This window comes from Geothrix mesophila (genome assembly GCF_022808835.1).
Classification (GTDB): Bacteria; Acidobacteriota; Holophagae; order Holophagales; family Holophagaceae; genus Geothrix; species Geothrix paludis.
In genome coordinates, this window is sequence record NZ_JAKZLD010000003.1 from 15773 (window position 1) to 29168 (window position 13396).

At 70.1% G+C, this 13396-nt stretch carries 14 protein-coding genes and 2 pseudogenes; 11 read left to right on the plus strand and 5 right to left on the minus strand.

Annotated features, from left to right (window positions below; genetic code table 11):
* Positions 1-74 precede the first annotated feature (74 nt).
* From kdsA to MLG87_RS10055, 3 genes are read left to right on the plus strand one after another with little or no spacing between them, the layout of a single operon-like run.
* Positions 75-905, plus strand: coding sequence for a 3-deoxy-8-phosphooctulonate synthase (kdsA, locus tag MLG87_RS10045; RefSeq protein ID WP_243295047.1), 831 nt, complete (start codon positions 75-77; stop codon positions 903-905).
* Between the two features lie 8 nt (positions 906-913).
* Positions 914-1462, plus strand: coding sequence for a GNAT family N-acetyltransferase (locus tag MLG87_RS10050; RefSeq protein ID WP_243295048.1), 549 nt, complete (start codon positions 914-916; stop codon positions 1460-1462).
* 30 nt (positions 1463-1492) lie between these two features.
* Positions 1493-1942 (plus strand): hypothetical protein, encoded by a 450-nt coding sequence (locus MLG87_RS10055; RefSeq protein ID WP_243295049.1) that lies wholly within the window; start codon positions 1493-1495, stop codon positions 1940-1942.
* A 15-nt stretch (positions 1943-1957) separates the two neighbouring features.
* Here MLG87_RS10055 and MLG87_RS10060 read toward each other — a convergent pair whose 3' ends face one another.
* Together MLG87_RS10060 and MLG87_RS10065 are read right to left on the minus strand one after the other, a co-directional pair.
* The gene (locus MLG87_RS10060) at positions 1958-3127 is read right to left on the minus strand and encodes an energy transducer TonB (RefSeq protein WP_243295050.1); all 1170 of its coding nucleotides are present in this window, start codon (positions 3125-3127) and stop codon (positions 1958-1960) included.
* Positions 3128-3173: 46 nt separating this feature from the next.
* Positions 3174-4034, minus strand: coding sequence for a bifunctional 5,10-methylenetetrahydrofolate dehydrogenase/5,10-methenyltetrahydrofolate cyclohydrolase (locus tag MLG87_RS10065; protein ID WP_243295051.1), 861 nt, complete (start codon positions 4032-4034; stop codon positions 3174-3176).
* Positions 4035-4103: 69 nt separating this feature from the next.
* Between MLG87_RS10065 and nth the strand changes: the two are divergent.
* From nth to MLG87_RS10085, 5 genes and pseudogenes are all read left to right on the plus strand, one after another.
* A pseudogene (gene nth, locus MLG87_RS16375) lies at positions 4104-4841 on the plus strand (endonuclease III); the annotation flags it as partial.
* A 21-nt stretch (positions 4842-4862) separates the two neighbouring features.
* Positions 4863-5558 (plus strand): annotated as a pseudogene (locus MLG87_RS16380) (helical backbone metal receptor); the annotation flags it as partial.
* Positions 5559-5590: 32 nt separating this feature from the next.
* Complete coding sequence (locus tag MLG87_RS10075; RefSeq protein ID WP_243295053.1) at positions 5591-6370, plus strand: TlpA disulfide reductase family protein; 780 nt, start codon at positions 5591-5593, stop codon at positions 6368-6370.
* Positions 6371-6424: 54 nt separating this feature from the next.
* Positions 6425-7489 carry a TlpA family protein disulfide reductase gene (locus MLG87_RS10080; protein WP_243295054.1) on the plus strand — a complete coding sequence of 355 codons (1065 nt, stop codon included), beginning with the start codon at positions 6425-6427 and terminating at the stop codon, positions 7487-7489.
* Between the two features lie 90 nt (positions 7490-7579).
* Positions 7580-8173, plus strand: a complete 594-nt coding sequence (locus MLG87_RS10085; RefSeq protein WP_243295055.1) for a porin family protein — start codon at positions 7580-7582, stop codon at positions 8171-8173.
* 16 nt (positions 8174-8189) lie between these two features.
* On the opposite strand, the gene MLG87_RS10090 is transcribed toward MLG87_RS10085, so the two are convergent.
* From MLG87_RS10090 to MLG87_RS10100, 3 genes are all read right to left on the minus strand, one after another.
* On the minus strand, positions 8190-9932 hold the full coding sequence (locus tag MLG87_RS10090; protein WP_243295056.1) for a protein-disulfide reductase DsbD family protein: 1743 nt from the start codon (positions 9930-9932) through the stop codon (positions 8190-8192).
* 91 nt (positions 9933-10023) lie between these two features.
* Positions 10024-10500, minus strand: coding sequence for a bacterioferritin (gene bfr / locus MLG87_RS10095; RefSeq protein ID WP_243287252.1), 477 nt, complete (start codon positions 10498-10500; stop codon positions 10024-10026).
* A 59-nt stretch (positions 10501-10559) separates the two neighbouring features.
* Positions 10560-10829 (minus strand): (2Fe-2S)-binding protein, encoded by a 270-nt coding sequence (locus tag MLG87_RS10100; RefSeq protein WP_243295057.1) that lies wholly within the window; start codon positions 10827-10829, stop codon positions 10560-10562.
* Positions 10830-10936: 107 nt separating this feature from the next.
* Here MLG87_RS10100 and MLG87_RS10105 point away from each other — a divergent pair, with 107 nt between their 5' ends.
* Genes MLG87_RS10105 through MLG87_RS16150 form a run of 3 tightly spaced genes read left to right on the plus strand, consistent with a single transcriptional unit; the run spans position 10937 to position 13351 of the window.
* Complete coding sequence (locus tag MLG87_RS10105; protein WP_243295058.1) at positions 10937-11608, plus strand: HD domain-containing protein; 672 nt, start codon at positions 10937-10939, stop codon at positions 11606-11608.
* Between the two features lie 49 nt (positions 11609-11657).
* The gene (locus MLG87_RS10110; protein ID WP_243295059.1) at positions 11658-12008 is read left to right on the plus strand and encodes a 6-pyruvoyl trahydropterin synthase family protein; all 351 of its coding nucleotides are present in this window, start codon (positions 11658-11660) and stop codon (positions 12006-12008) included.
* 38 nt (positions 12009-12046) lie between these two features.
* Positions 12047-13351: a polysaccharide deacetylase family protein gene (locus MLG87_RS16150; RefSeq protein WP_279341230.1), complete on the plus strand. Its 1305-nt coding sequence runs from the start codon at positions 12047-12049 to the stop codon at positions 13349-13351.
* Positions 13352-13396 lie beyond the last annotated feature (45 nt).

The window sequence follows — 13396 nt, forward strand, 5'->3', positions numbered from 1 at the left end:
GCTAGAAGGTTCGGCAATACGGATGACAACCCGTAAATGACCCAGGTCGAGGTAAAATGCAGGCAGAGGTGCACATGGACTTCGCCCGACCCTTCACCGGCCAGAGCTTCTTCCTGATCGCGGGGCCCTGCGTCATCGAAAGCCGGGAGCATGCCCACCTGATGGCGTCGAGCCTGCGGGACCTGGCGGAGGCCCGGGGCATCCCCTTCATCTACAAGTCCAGCTTCGACAAGGCCAACCGCACCAGCCGCGACAGCCACCGGGGGCCGGGCATGGAGGAGGGCCTGGACATCCTGGCGGAGATCCGCAGCCGCTACGGCGTGCCCGTGCTCACCGACGTCCACGAGAGCGGCCAGTGCGGCCCCGCGGCCCAGGCCGTGGACGTGCTCCAGATCCCCGCCTTCCTCTGCCGCCAGACCGATCTGCTCCTGGCCGCCGCGGCCACGGGCCGCACCGTGAACCTGAAGAAGGGTCAGTTCCTCGCGCCCTGGGACCTCCAGCACGGCGTGGAGAAGCTCCAGTCCGTGCCCGGCCACGGCCCCGTGTGGGTGACCGAGCGCGGCTCCAGCTTCGGCTACGGCAACCTGGTGGTGGACTTCCAGAGCTTCCCCCACCTGCGCAAGACGGGCTGCCCCGTGATCTTCGACGCCACCCACAGCGTGCAGAAGCCCGGCGCCCTGGGCAAGGCCACCGGCGGCGCGCGGGAGATGATCCCCACCCTGGCCCGGGCCGCGGCCACGGCCGTGGACGGCTTCTTCTTCGAGGTGCACGACTGCCCGGAGAAGGCCTTCAGCGACGGCCCGAACGCCATGCGCCTGGAGCAGTTCGGCGCCCTGCTCGATGAGCTGCTGGTCCTGTGGAGGGCTGGCCGCGCCGCGGCGCAGCTCGATCCCGCCGGCAAGTGAGGGTCGCGATGCCGGAGGCGATCAAGGCCGGGCGGGCCCTGGAGCTGCGCCCCCTGCGCCTGCGTGACGCGCGCCCCCTGTTCGCCCTCGTGGACGCCAACCGCGACCGCCTACGCCACTGGCTGCCCTGGCCCGACGACAACCGCAGCGTGCAGGATTCCCGCGCCTACATCCTGAGGGTGCGGGCCCAGGCGCGCGCGGGCATGGCCCTGCCCTTCGGCCTCTGGTGGAAGGGCGACCTGGTGGGCGTGGCGGGTTTCGTGTGGCTCGATCCGGCCAACCGCAGCGGAGGCATCGGCTACTGGCTGGCCCGGGAGGCCGAGGGCCACGGCCTGATGACCGCGGCCGTGTCGGCCCTAGCCCGCCACGGCTTCTACGCCCTCAAGCTCAACCGCGTGGAGATCCGGGCCGGTGTCCGCAACCGCCGCAGCCGCGCCATTCCCGAGCGCCTGGGCTTCCGTCACGAAGGCACCCTGCGCCAGGCCGAGCGCCTCGTGGGCCGCTACGTGGATCATGCGGTGTATGGGATGTTGGCGGAGGAATGGCGGACCCGATAAACCACTTGCGCGCCTGGCAGTAACCGGGGCATGCGCCGCTGGATCCCCCTCCTCATCCTTTCCGCCCTCCCCCTGGGGGCCCAGGCGGCCATGGTGTCGGTGATCCGCCAACCCAAGGCCACCGCCGCGGAGTTCACTGTTCCCATCACCGACCTCCAGGTGCGGGACCAGGGCGATTTCGCGCACCTCCACCTGGGCGTCGGCCTCGGGGCCCGGCACTGGGACGACGGCGACACCAGCCTGCGGTTCGTCATGGATGCCAACGCCACCGCCAACGCGGTCTTCGTGGGATTCGGCGCCATCGTGGAGGTCCCGCCCGGCGAGGGCGCCTTCCTCGGCCCCCGGCTCCGCATGGGCTGGGCCTTCCACCCGGCCTGGGCCCTCAGCCTCGAAGGCGAGCACCTGGAACGTCCCTTCACCGACGGGATCACGCCCCGCCGGCGGAGCGCCCTGGGGCTGGCCCTCACCGCCCGATTTTGAATTCCGGCCCGGCCTTCAGCGGAGCCGGAAAGGCATCGTCAGGCGGAACCGCGCATACTGCGGCACCCCGTTGAGCTTGGCCGGCTCGAACCGCCAGGCCAGGGCGTAGCCGATGGCAGTGAACAGCAGGGGCACCGGCCCTTCCCGCGCCTCGGCCCGGACGGGCTCGCCCTGCGGATCGATGATCAGGTCCAGCACCACCGTGCCCTGCACGCGGGCCAGCTTCGCCGCGGTCGGGTACGGCGGCGCGGGCGGCTGGCGCTTCACGCGGATCTGGCTGAAGTCGAAGTCCACTACGCCCCCGGCCTTTTGTGCGGGCGCGGCGGCGGGGGCAGGCGTCGATGGTTTCGCGGCCGCCTTGACCTCCCGGATCGGGGCCGGAGGCGCCAGGACCTCGTCCAGGCCCTGCCTGAGCACACCGGCGACCAGATCCTGGAGGCCAGCATCGCCCTTCTGCCCAGCCACCCGATTGAAGAAGGCGATGCGGGGCGGTTTTCCGGGCACGTTTCCGGTCAGGTCCCGGTCCTCCCATAGCGAGCAACGCGCTCGGACCTGGCAGATGGCCAGGCCCTCCGCCCGGACGACCTGAATCTGCAGCCCGAGTTGGAAGGCGTCCTGCGGTCCCGCTTCCAAGGGCGCCACCCGGGTCAGGCCGCTCCGGTCCAAGAAGCGCTCGAGCTCGGCCTCCAGGCGATCGGCCTCGAGGACGGCCGGTCCTTCCGTCGAGTTCTGCGCCACCTCCACCACCACCTTGGACGGCGGCGCCGAGGGGTGGGGTGCGCCTGGCGCAGCGTCGAGGTGGAAGGGTACCCGCAGGTCACATTGCACCCGCGCGGGTGTCCCGTCGATGACGACGGGCTGGAAGGTCCAGGCTTGCAGATAGGCCGCCGCGGCCTCGCGAAGCAGCCTGGGGCCCTCCAGGGCCTCGGCCCGCTCCACCCACCCGGAGCGCGAGATGGTCAGCCGCAGCAGAACCTCGCCCTCCAGATTCGCGAAGCGGGCCAGGGGAGGGTACGGGGGCGAATCGGCCCGTTTCCGGACCACCAGACGCTGGAAGTCGTAGGGCACCGGGTCCGTCGTCGCGGCGGGAGGTGTCACCAGGGTGCCCGGGCCCGCCGGCGCAGGCTGGGCCAGGGCCGGGAGGAGGGGGCTGAGACAGGCCAGGAGACCGGCGGCGGGGCGCATGGGAACCTCGGGAACGTCGGGCCAGTATAGGAGGCTCGGCGGAGGCCTACTCCACGCCCGCCGCGTAGGTCAGGTTCAGCAGGGCCATGGCCCTCGTGACCTTGCCCACGCTGTTCTTGGTGGTGTCGGTGTAGAGGATGCCGCGGCGGTCCAGGGCCTCGTAGTCGAAGTTGCCGTCGCCGCTGAGGTCGAAGCAGAGGGCGCCATCCTTGATCCAGTCCGTGCGGATCTGGTAGCCGGGGGCGGGAACCGCGCTCACGATGACGTCCGCCATGCGGACGAAGCCCTCCAGGTGCGCCGGATTGGTGGCGGCGTGGCAGAGGATGGGCGTGCCCTTGAGGTTGGCCACCATGGCCGTGAGGGGCCGGCCGATGCGCAGGCTGTCGTTGATGACGAGGACGGTCTTCCCGGCCATCCAGCCGTCCCCGAAGCCCCGCTTGAGGGTCTTCACGATGGCCCGGGCGGTGCACGGCGTCATGCAGCGGTGCTGGGAGCCGTCATCCAGGCGCTTCCGGTACTTGGTGAGGAAGCCGATGTTGATGGCGTGGAGGCCCTCGATGTCCTTGCCCGGATCCACCAGGTCCATCACCTCGTCATCCTTGATCTCGGGGTAGCGCAGGGGATAGAAGATGAACACGCCGTGGGTCTTGTCGTCCTGGTTCAGGCGGGCGAGGAGCTTCACGAGCTGCATGCCGTTCTCCACGCGCAGGTCCGCCGCGTTGATGCCCAGGTCCTCGCAGTCCTTCATGAGCCAACGCTGGTAGGTGACGCTGCCGGGGTCGCTGCTGCCGAGGATCACGCCGAGGCCCGGGGAGAACCCGAGCTTCTTCACGTTCGAGCGCACCAGGTCCAGGTAGTGCCGGGCGGTCTCCTGGCAGTCGAGCTTCCCCGTGAGCGTGGTGGGCATGCGGCACCTCAGCTCCCAGTTTAACAATCCGGTGCCCTCCCGGCGGATCAGGGCTCTTATCCTGGTCTGATGCGAGCATCCCGACCCGACCCCGGCGAACTCCAGCGGCGGCTCCGGGCCGCCTACCCCGATGCCCGCTGCGCCCTGGACCACCGGGACCCCTTCCAGCTGGTGGTGGCCACCATCCTCAGCGCCCAGTGCACGGACGCCCGGGTGAACCTCACCACGCCGGCCCTCTTCGCCCGCTACCCCGACGCCGCCAGCTTGGCCGAGGCCCGGACGGACGAGCTGGAGGGCCTCATCAAGTCCACGGGCTTCTTCCGCAACAAGGCGAAGAACCTCATCGGACTCGGGCAGGCGCTGATGGCGAAACACGGCGGCCGCGTGCCTTCGGACCCGGCCGAGCTGGGCGCCCTGCCCGGCGTGGGCCAGAAGACCGCCAATGTCGTCCTGGCCAACGCCTTCGGCGTGCCGGCCCTGGCCGTGGACACCCACATCTTCCGCGTGGCGCGCCGCCTGGGCCTATCGAAGGCTGCCACGCCCGAGAAGGTGGAAGCGGACCTCTGCCGCCTCTTCCCCCGGGAGGACTGGATCGAGCTGCACCACCAGCTCATCTTCCACGGCCGCCGCACCTGCGATGCCCGCCGCCCGGACTGCGCCGCCTGCCCGCTGCTGGACCTCTGTCCCACGGGGTTGGGGCAGATGAAGGATCCGCACCTGGGGGTGAGGCTGACCCTCGCCAGTCCTCAGGCCTCAGGCCTCAGTCCTCAGGCCGCGGCACCCGGCACACAGATTCCCACGGGAGACACGCCGAAACGCATCGTCAGCCTGGTGCCCTCGGTGACGGAGCTGCTGGTCCAGTGGGGCCTAGCGGCGCGGCTGGCGGGGCGGACGCGGTACTGCATCGAGCCGAGGTGGATCCGCAACACGGTACCGGCCGTGGGCGGCACCAAGAACCCGGATCTGGACCGCATCCGCGACCTGGCCCCGGACCTGGTGATCCTCGAGCGGGACGAGAACCCGAAGGAGGTCGCCGACGCCCTCGCGGCCCTGGACATCCCCTGGATGGCTCTGGAGATCCGGACCGTGAAGGACTGCGTGCGCGCCCTGCGCCAACTGGGAGAACGCCTCGGCGCCGTCGAGGCCGCCGAGGCCCGCGCCTCGGCGCTGGAAGCCACGCTGAAGGGACGCCGCCGCAAGGGCCCCCGCACCTTGGCCCTCATCTGGAAGGATCCCTGGATGAGCGCGGGATCCGACACCTACGTGGGTGATCTCCTCCGGTCGGGAGGCCTGACACCTCTCGGCCCGGACCGGTATCCGACGCTGACCGACGAGGATCTGGCGGCCCTCGCACCCGAGCTGATCCTCCTCCCCACCGAGCCCTACCGCTTCAACCGCCGCCATCAGGCGGAGCTGCAGCGGCGCTTCCCGGACGCGGACGTGCGCGTGGTGGATGGCCAGGCCCTCACCTGGTACCTCAGCCGGACGGAGCAGGGCCTCGACCTGGTACGGAGCTTCCGATAGGGTGGTGGGCAATCCCCACCGAGAGGTGTCCCGTGTCGCGTCCTCCGCTGTGCAGCCTTCTCCTGGCCCTCTCCGGCCTCGCCCTGGGGGCCCAGGGTATCTTCAACAACGCCAACAGCCCCACCGATCCAACCTGCCCGAGGATCATGCAGGAGAAGACGGAACTGAACGACAAGAGCCAGTATGGTCCCAACGGGGCGGACGCCTCCACGGTCCGCTACTCCCAGCGGGGGGATCAGTTCTTCCCTCCCGCGGAACGCAAGGACGTCTCCGCCTTCGCCGCCTACGACGAGAAGAACAAGGGCATCTCCATCGCCAGCCTCAGAGGCAAGGTGGTGCTGGTGGGCCTCTGGAGCAAGAACTGCGATCCCTCCGCCAAGATGCTCCAGGAATTCGCCAGCCTCTATCCCAAGAAGGGCCAGTACGGTTTCGAGATCCTGGCGATCAATTTCGACGAGAACCAGCAGGACAGCGGCATCGAGGGCGGCTGGCGGGCCATCCACAAGTTCATGAACCGCAACCGCCAGTTCTTCGAGAGCAGCCACATGCCCGTCTTCACGCCGGGCCTTGGCAAGGAGGGTCCCTCCAACTTCATGGACATGGTCTACTCCGTGCCCGTGCTGTTCGTGGTGGACCGCCAGGGGAAGCTGGCCGAACTGCACATCGGCTACCATGACGGCTTCGTGGGCCAGGCCGTGATGCGCGCCCTGCGGGAGCGGGTCGTCTCCCCCACCCCGATGCCGACCCCGGCGCCGGCCCCAACTCCAGCCCAGGCCCCGCCGGCGGAACCGGGCAAACCCGCCCAGCTATGACCTCGTGAATCGAGGTATCCTATCCGGCGAGCCTGACCGCCTGCCGGAGGATCCATGCCGCTACCCCTGATCTCCCTGATGATGGCCCTGCCCGCGCTCCAGGCGCCCGCGCCAGTGTCCACGCCCGCGCCCGCGCCGGCACCCGGCCCCCAGGCCGTGCTCGATGCCGCCCGGGCGAAGGCCAAGGCCGTGATGGAGGCCCGCGCCGCCTTCATGAAGGCCGGCGGCAACACCAAGGACTTCCGCGGCGACTGCGCGAAGGAGCTGGTGGACCTGGACGCGCACCTGGCGGTCGAAAAAGCCCCGGAGCTGCGCCAGGCGCTGCTGGTGAGCAAGCTGTTCCACCTCCAGCTGGCCAAGGCCGAGCCTGCCCCGGCCTTCCTGGCTCAGCTGAAGCAGGAGGTCCCACCCACCGCCGCCGCCTGGAGCCTGGACCCCGGCCTGCTCACTGCCCGCGCCGAAGCTGATCCCAAGGGCTGGGACGCCTACGTGGCCGAGGCGCGGGCGAAGCACGCGGATCCCGAGCTGCGCCGCACCCTGCTCTTCGAGCACTTCTGGGAGCGCCTGGACGCCAAGGACGAGGCCGCCTGGAAGCCCGCCTACGAGACCTTGCAGAAGGACTTCGGCAGCAGCCGCCAGGCCAAGCAGGCCCAGGGCATCCTCGAGGGCGAGCTGAAGACGGGCCTGGGGCGCCCGGCGCCGGCCTTCCACCTCCAGGCCCTCGGCGATCCGAAGACCATCTACACGCTGGATACCTTCAAGGGCAAGTACGTGCTCATCGACTTCTGGGCCACCTGGTGCCCGCCCTGCCGCGCCGAGATGCCCTCCATGCACGCCGCCTGGGCCAGGTTCAAGACGAAGCCCTTCGAGATCCTCTCGCTCTCCTTCGACCGCCGCATCGAGCACATCGCGCCCTTCCGGAAGCAGGCCGCCACGCCCATGCCCTGGAAGCACGCCTTCATCGAGGGCGGCTTCCAGAACCCCGTGGCCGACGCCTACGGCGTGAAGGGCATCCCCAAGCCCCTGCTCGTCGGCCCCGACGGCAGGATCGTCGCCAGCGGCGCCCAGCTCCGCGGCGAGAACCTGGAGAAGACGCTGGAGACCTTCCTGGGGAAGTGAGGACGGCGGTCAACCCCGCTTGGGGATTTGCGCATTGATGATTCATGGGTTATGTTCCCCGCATCTGGAGGTCCAGAGCCGGGGGATCCCATGGCCACGCCTTCGCCAGTCCGTACCGCCGCCGTATCGGGCGGGGCGCTCGTCCTGCTCCTGGCCCTCCCGCTCCACGGGCAGGAACCGGTCCTGAAGCCCGACTGGGAGGGGTTCGTCGGGCTCTCCCTCGTCTGGGCGGACTACAGGCCCGCCTTCCCTGTCGCCGGAGCGCCGGATTCCCGCACCACGGCCGGCTTTGCGCTGCATGGAGGGGGGCGCTGGCGCCGGACCTGGGGGTTCGAGGTGGACCAGACCTTGTACGGAGACTTCACGGTGATCACCGCGGGGGTTTCGGAGGACCGGGACGTCTGCACCACCAGCCTCACGGGGATGGCCTGGCTTCCCCTCGGTTCCGCGTCTGCCTACGGCCGCGTCGGGGTGGCCTACTGGACCGCCACCAGGGGCGAGGGTTACGTCTTCCTGACGGATTCGGGCGAGACCACCACCTCGGGCTTCACCCCTCACCTCGGCGCCGGCGTCGAGGTGCCGCTCGGGAAGCAGTGGCTCCTGCGCCTGGACGGGAGCCTGTTCCCCCGGGTGCTGTCCCATCGCCTCGTCCGCGTGAGCGCGGGCGCGGCCTGGCGCTTCTAGGCGAGGCCGCCGTCCCTCACTTTCCTTCCAGCCAGGCCTTCATGACCTCGGGTTTCTGGAAGCCCAGGATGCGGCGCAGCTCCCTGCCGTCCGCGTCCAGCAGGAGGACCGTCGGGTAGCTGCGGATCTGGAGCTTGGCGGCCAGGTCCTTGCGCTTGGCGTCGGTATCGATGCGGATGGGCACGGCGTTCGCGGCGATCCACTGCTTCAGGGCGGCGTCGGGCCAGGTCTTCTCGTCAAGCTCCTTGCACTGGGCGCACCAGTCGGCGTAGATGTCCACCAGCACGAGCTTCTTCTCGGCCTTGGCCTTCGCCAGCGCGCCTTCGAGGTCCTGCTCCATCCAGCCGGCATGCTCGTCCACGACGGCCGCCACACCGCCCTTGGGCAGCAGGTCCACCTTGAGGTAGGTCTCCACGGTGCGCACGCCCAGCAGCAGGGCCAGCGCCAGCATCAGCAGGGCGAGGCCCTTGCGGAGCTGGCCCACCAGGCCCGCGGCCGTTTCGAAGACGCCGAAGACCGCCGCGCCCGCGAGCATCACCACGGCCCACATGGCGAAGTTCGCCCAGTCCGGCACCACGAGCCGCACGTTCCAGGTCGCGAAGCCCAGTACCACCAAGCCCATGCCCTGCTTGAACCGCGTGAGCCAGTCGCCGCTCTTGGGTAGGGCCGCCGAGAAGGTGCCCACGGCCAGGAACAGCACACCCATGCCCAGGGCGAAGACAAAGAGCTGGAGCCCGCCCATGAAGACATCGCCCCGCTGGGCAATGCCCACCAGCACCGCGCCGATGACGGGCCCCACGCAGGGCGCCGAGAGGGGTCCCAGCACGAGGCCCATGAGGAAAGCCCCGCCGAAGCCCTTGCGGGAGCCGTCGCCCTGCAGCTTCAGGGCGAGCCCCTGGGGCAGCGCGATCTCGAAAGCCCCGAAGAGGGAGAGCGCGAAGGCCGCGAAGAGCAGGGACACAGGGATGAGGAAGGCAGGCTTCTGCGCGAAGGCCCCGAAGGCCGCGCCGCTGCGGGCAGCCAGCACGCCCAGCGTGGTGTAGGTCACCGCCATGCCCAGCACCAGCATGGCAGACAGCGCGAAGCCCCTGGCCTTGCCGCTGCCCTTGGCCCCCACGATGGCCATGGTGATGGGGATCATCGGGTACACGCAGGGCGTGAGCGAGGCCCCCATGCCCGCCAGGAAGACCAGGAGCAGCGACCAGAACAGGCCCGAGTGCTCGGAGACAGGCGCAGGCGCAGCCGCCTGCGCCGTGGGAGAAGGTGAAGCCGCAGGGGTCGCCGGCTCTGCCGTTTTTTCCACCGGAGAAACCGCAGGTTTCTCCGCCGGCACGGCCGCGGGCGCGGCCACCGGAATCTCAGCCGCCTTCACCTCCAGCGTCCGCGTCGTCGGCGGGAAGCAGACACCGCCCTCGCCCTCCGTGCAGGGCTGGTAGGTGACCTCGAGCTTCACGGTGCCGCTGAGGCCCTCCCCGCGCAGGGGAATGCGCACGGTGCCGTGCCACACGCCGTCGCCGATCTCGTCCTGGGCGTCCGTGGCGGGCAGGGGGCCCACCTTCAGCGTTCCGGCGCCGCCCTTCTTCGCCACCTCCATGAACGAGGCCTTGAGGTGGGCGCCCGGCGGCACCGTGAGCACCACGGCCCCCTTCTGGAAGGCCAAGCTCACGCTCTTGATCGCATCGAAGGAGGGATCGGCCTTCTGGGCCCAGGCGGTCGCCGCCAGCAGAACGGAGCAGAACAGGGACTTCAGGAACCGCATGGGCACTCCAGGCGTGCCGTGGGGCACGCTCCATGATCCCCTGGGCGCACCGTCCTCCGCCAGCGGCCACTGCGATGGCAGGGGCCGGCAATCAGGACAGGCCGCCCGCCGCCCGCTGGACGAAGTTCTGGAGGCCCATCTGCCCGATGAGGTCGAGCTGGGTCTCCAGCCAGTCCACGTGTTCCTCCTCGCTCTCCAGGATGTCCTGGGCGAGGTCGCGGCTCACGTAGTCACGGATGCCTTCCGCATAGGCGATGGTCTCGCGCAGATCCTTCATGGCGTCCATCTCCAGGGCCAGGTCGCCCTCCAGGACCTCCTTGGGGTTCTGGCCGATGCGCAGCTTGTGCAGGTCCTGCATGCTGGGCAGGCCCTCCAGGAAGAGGATCCGCTCGATGAGACGGTCGGCGTGCTTCATCTCGTCGATGGATTCCCGGTACTCGTGCTCCCCCAGTTCCTTCAGGCCCCAGTTGCGGCACATGCGGGCGTGGAGGAAGTACTGGTTGATGGCCGTGAGTTCGTTGCGGAGGAGCCGGTTCAGGTGCTGGATGAGGGTCGCATCGCCTTGCATGGGGCCTCCCCTGGAAAGGCCCTCACCATAGCCACCTTTGCCGGTTCTTCACAACCCTTTCAGCTAGCCTTCGGGATGCCGGGATCGCCCCAGGCCGGTCGGCATCGGCCCCGGCAGCCCCAGGGCGTGGCTTGCGGATCCAGGGCCACCCCCACCGGCTCCCCGGCCCGGATGGCCAGCACCGCCTCGGCCATGGCCCCCAGACAGCGCCCGCAGTCCGGCCTGGCCTCCAGGGCCTCGAAGACCGCCTTCACCGACGCCGTACCGCGTTCCCGCACGGCCCAGACGACCTGGTCTTCCGTGATGGCGTTGCAGACGCAGAGATACATGCCCAACCTCAGAGTTCCATTCTAGATAAAAGAGAAAGAGTCTCAATATTGAATTGTGTGATCTCCGCCACAATCCCCACCCCTGGCGGCTCGATTAGGCTGGAATCATGACGCTGAGCCCCACCTTCCCCTGGTCTGAACCCCTGCTGGCGCGCCTTCGGGCCCACCTGGCCGCCGAGCCCTTCCCCCGGGACGCCGCCCATGACCTGGGCCACATCCTGCGGGTGGCGCGCGTAGCGGGCGCCCTGGCCGCCGAGGAGGGGGCTGACGCCGAGATCTGCGTGGCCGCGGCCCTGCTCCACGACCTGGTCTACCGCCCCAAGAACCACCCGGAGTCGCCCCTCACCGCCCGCTTGGCCGCGGACCTGGTGCCCCAGTGGTGCCGAGAGACGCCGGGGTTGGAGACGAAGGCGGGGGCCATCGCCGACGCGGTGGCCACCCACAGCTGGAGCGGGGGCCAGGCCCCCGGCAGCCTGGAGGCCGCCGTGCTGCAGGACGCCGACCGCCTGGAGGCCCTGGGCGCCATCGGCATCGCCCGGGTCTTCGCCACGGGCGCCAGCTTCGGGGCCGGCCTCTGGCACCCGGAGGACCCCTGGGCCGAAGGCCGCGACCTGGATGACAAGGCCTGGAGCCTGGATCACTTCGAGCGGAAGCTCCTCAAGCTGGCTGCTGGCATGACCACCGCCGCGGGCCGGCGTCGCGCCGCGGCCCGCCAGGCGGTCATGACTGCCTACCTGGCCGCCCTCCGCGCGGAGCTGGGGCCGATGACCGAGCCCTGACCACCGTTCCTCATGTCCGCAGTCCCATGGCCGATAGCTATACTCAGCCATGCCTTTCACCCTCTCGCTCCGACGCCCCTTCGTGGCCGATCATTTCCACAACCTTCCTGGATTCCAGGAGGATCGGCACGGGCACAACTGGGAAGTCGAGGCCACAGTCGAGCTGGTCTCCGAAGCTGACGAGGCGGCCTTCGCCAAGGCCCTGGATGCCTGGCTGGAAGCCGTGGACTACCACCTGCTGAACACCCTTTCCCCGCTGGAAGGACGGAACCCCACCGCCGAGGCCCTGGCCGAATGGGCCTTCGAGCATCTGCGCGAGGCGGACCTGCATCCGCACAGCGTGAGGATCCGGGAAAAGGCCAACTACTGGGCGCTCTGCCGGGGAGACGCCACGTCATGAGACCCGCCCGCAGGCCAAGTCCGGGCCCAAGTCGGCGGATGGGCCTGTGCCTGTGTCTGGGCCTGTTCCTGGCTTTGACGGGCTGCGGGCACCAGGCGGGCCGGGAGGCGGCCGCACGGCCCGCTCCTCCGTCCAAGCCCGCCACCTCGGCCCGGAAGGACTGGTCGTGGCGCCCCGTGGGGGGGCTGGCCATCCTGGAGGGCGAGCTGGCCACCCCCGCGGAACTGGTGCTGGAGGGACGCTCCATCCGGGAGGCCCGCTTCGCCGAGGCCGGCCCGGTGCGCTGGGAGATGTTCCGGCCCCCCGTGGGCGAGACCGCCCTGCTGCGCACCGCTTCCGGCCAGATCCTGGCCCGCTTCGAGTTCGTACTGCCCCCGCCGGCCAGGGTCGCGCCGCCCCTGAAACCCAGTGTCCGCGCCGCTTCCGCGATCCCGTCCAAGAGGCCGCATGCCGATCCGCCGGCCCGAACTCCGAGAGCCTTGCTCGCATCGCCCGCCGCCCCAGCCCAGGCCGCCCTCCTTCCGAGTCCCGCCCCGTTCCTTCTCCCCCATGCCGCTCCGCCAACCCCGGGCTCGGGCCCCTGGCCCGGAATGGGCGAGGCGCTCAACCTCACCCGCGGTCCCGGGGGGCAGAAGCGGCTGCTGCTCAGCTTCGATGGCGGCTCCAATGCCGAGGTCGCCACCGAGATCCTCGACACCTTGAAGGCCCGGGGCGTGCACACCACCATCTTCCTCACGGGCGCCTTCATCCAGCACTTCCCGGCCCTGGTGAAGCGCATGGCGGCGGAAGGGCACGAGCTGGGCAATCACACCATGAACCATCCCCACTTCGCGCCGGGCATGAAGCGCGATCCCAAGTGGACCAAGGAGCGGGTGCAGCAGGAGCTCCTGGAGGCCGATGCGGCCCTGGTGCGCCTCCTTGGCCGCCCCATGGACCCCTACTGGCGGGCGCCCTATGGCGAGCAGACCGCCGAGATCCGCCGCTGGGCCGAGGAGCTGGGCTACCGCCACGTGGGCTGGAGCGAAGGCGCGGACACCCTGGACTGGGCGACGCCGAAGGAGCGCCGCCTGTACCGCAGCGGGGACGCCATCCTCCAGCGTCTCAGACAGCGCCTGGACCGCGATGGCGACGGCCTCATCGTGCTCATGCACCTGGGCTCGGAGCGGGCCGAGAAGGACCGGCCCTCCGCGGGGCTGGGGGCCTTCATGGACCGCGCACGGCGGGAAGGCTGGGCCTTCGTGCCGGCCAGCGCCTTCCTGCACGACCTCGGCAAGCCCGCCTGGAACCCGCAACTCCGCCTGGCCTTCCTGCAACCTCCGGCCCCCGCGCCCCAGGCCCGCTGAGCGCCGCGCCCCTGGGCTACACTGAAGCCCAGACACCTTGGAGGC

Excerpts from the sequence above, each read along its gene's own strand:
- MLG87_RS10055 (WP_243295049.1), top strand. The coding sequence starts at position 1,493 with ATGCGCCGCTGGATCCCCCTCCTCATCCTTTCCGCCCTCCCCCTGGGG.
- bfr (WP_243287252.1), bottom strand. The coding sequence starts at position 10,500 with ATGCAAGGCGATGCGACCCTCATCCAGCACCTGAACCGGCTCCTCCGC.
- MLG87_RS10090 (WP_243295056.1), bottom strand. The coding sequence starts at position 9,932 with ATGCGGTTCCTGAAGTCCCTGTTCTGCTCCGTTCTGCTGGCGGCGACC.
- MLG87_RS10060 (WP_243295050.1), bottom strand. The coding sequence starts at position 3,127 with ATGCGCCCCGCCGCCGGTCTCCTGGCCTGTCTCAGCCCCCTCCTCCCG.
- MLG87_RS10065 (WP_243295051.1), bottom strand. The coding sequence starts at position 4,034 with ATGCCCACCACGCTCACGGGGAAGCTCGACTGCCAGGAGACCGCCCGG.
- MLG87_RS10100 (WP_243295057.1), bottom strand. The coding sequence starts at position 10,829 with ATGTATCTCTGCGTCTGCAACGCCATCACGGAAGACCAGGTCGTCTGG.
- MLG87_RS10105 (WP_243295058.1), top strand. The coding sequence starts at position 10,937 with ATGACGCTGAGCCCCACCTTCCCCTGGTCTGAACCCCTGCTGGCGCGC.
- MLG87_RS10080 (WP_243295054.1), top strand. The coding sequence starts at position 6,425 with ATGCCGCTACCCCTGATCTCCCTGATGATGGCCCTGCCCGCGCTCCAG.
- kdsA (WP_243295047.1), top strand. The coding sequence starts at position 75 with ATGGACTTCGCCCGACCCTTCACCGGCCAGAGCTTCTTCCTGATCGCG.
- MLG87_RS10050 (WP_243295048.1), top strand. The coding sequence starts at position 914 with ATGCCGGAGGCGATCAAGGCCGGGCGGGCCCTGGAGCTGCGCCCCCTG.
- MLG87_RS10110 (WP_243295059.1), top strand. The coding sequence starts at position 11,658 with ATGCCTTTCACCCTCTCGCTCCGACGCCCCTTCGTGGCCGATCATTTC.
- MLG87_RS10085 (WP_243295055.1), top strand. The coding sequence starts at position 7,580 with ATGGCCACGCCTTCGCCAGTCCGTACCGCCGCCGTATCGGGCGGGGCG.
- MLG87_RS16150 (WP_279341230.1), top strand. The coding sequence starts at position 12,047 with ATGGGCCTGTGCCTGTGTCTGGGCCTGTTCCTGGCTTTGACGGGCTGC.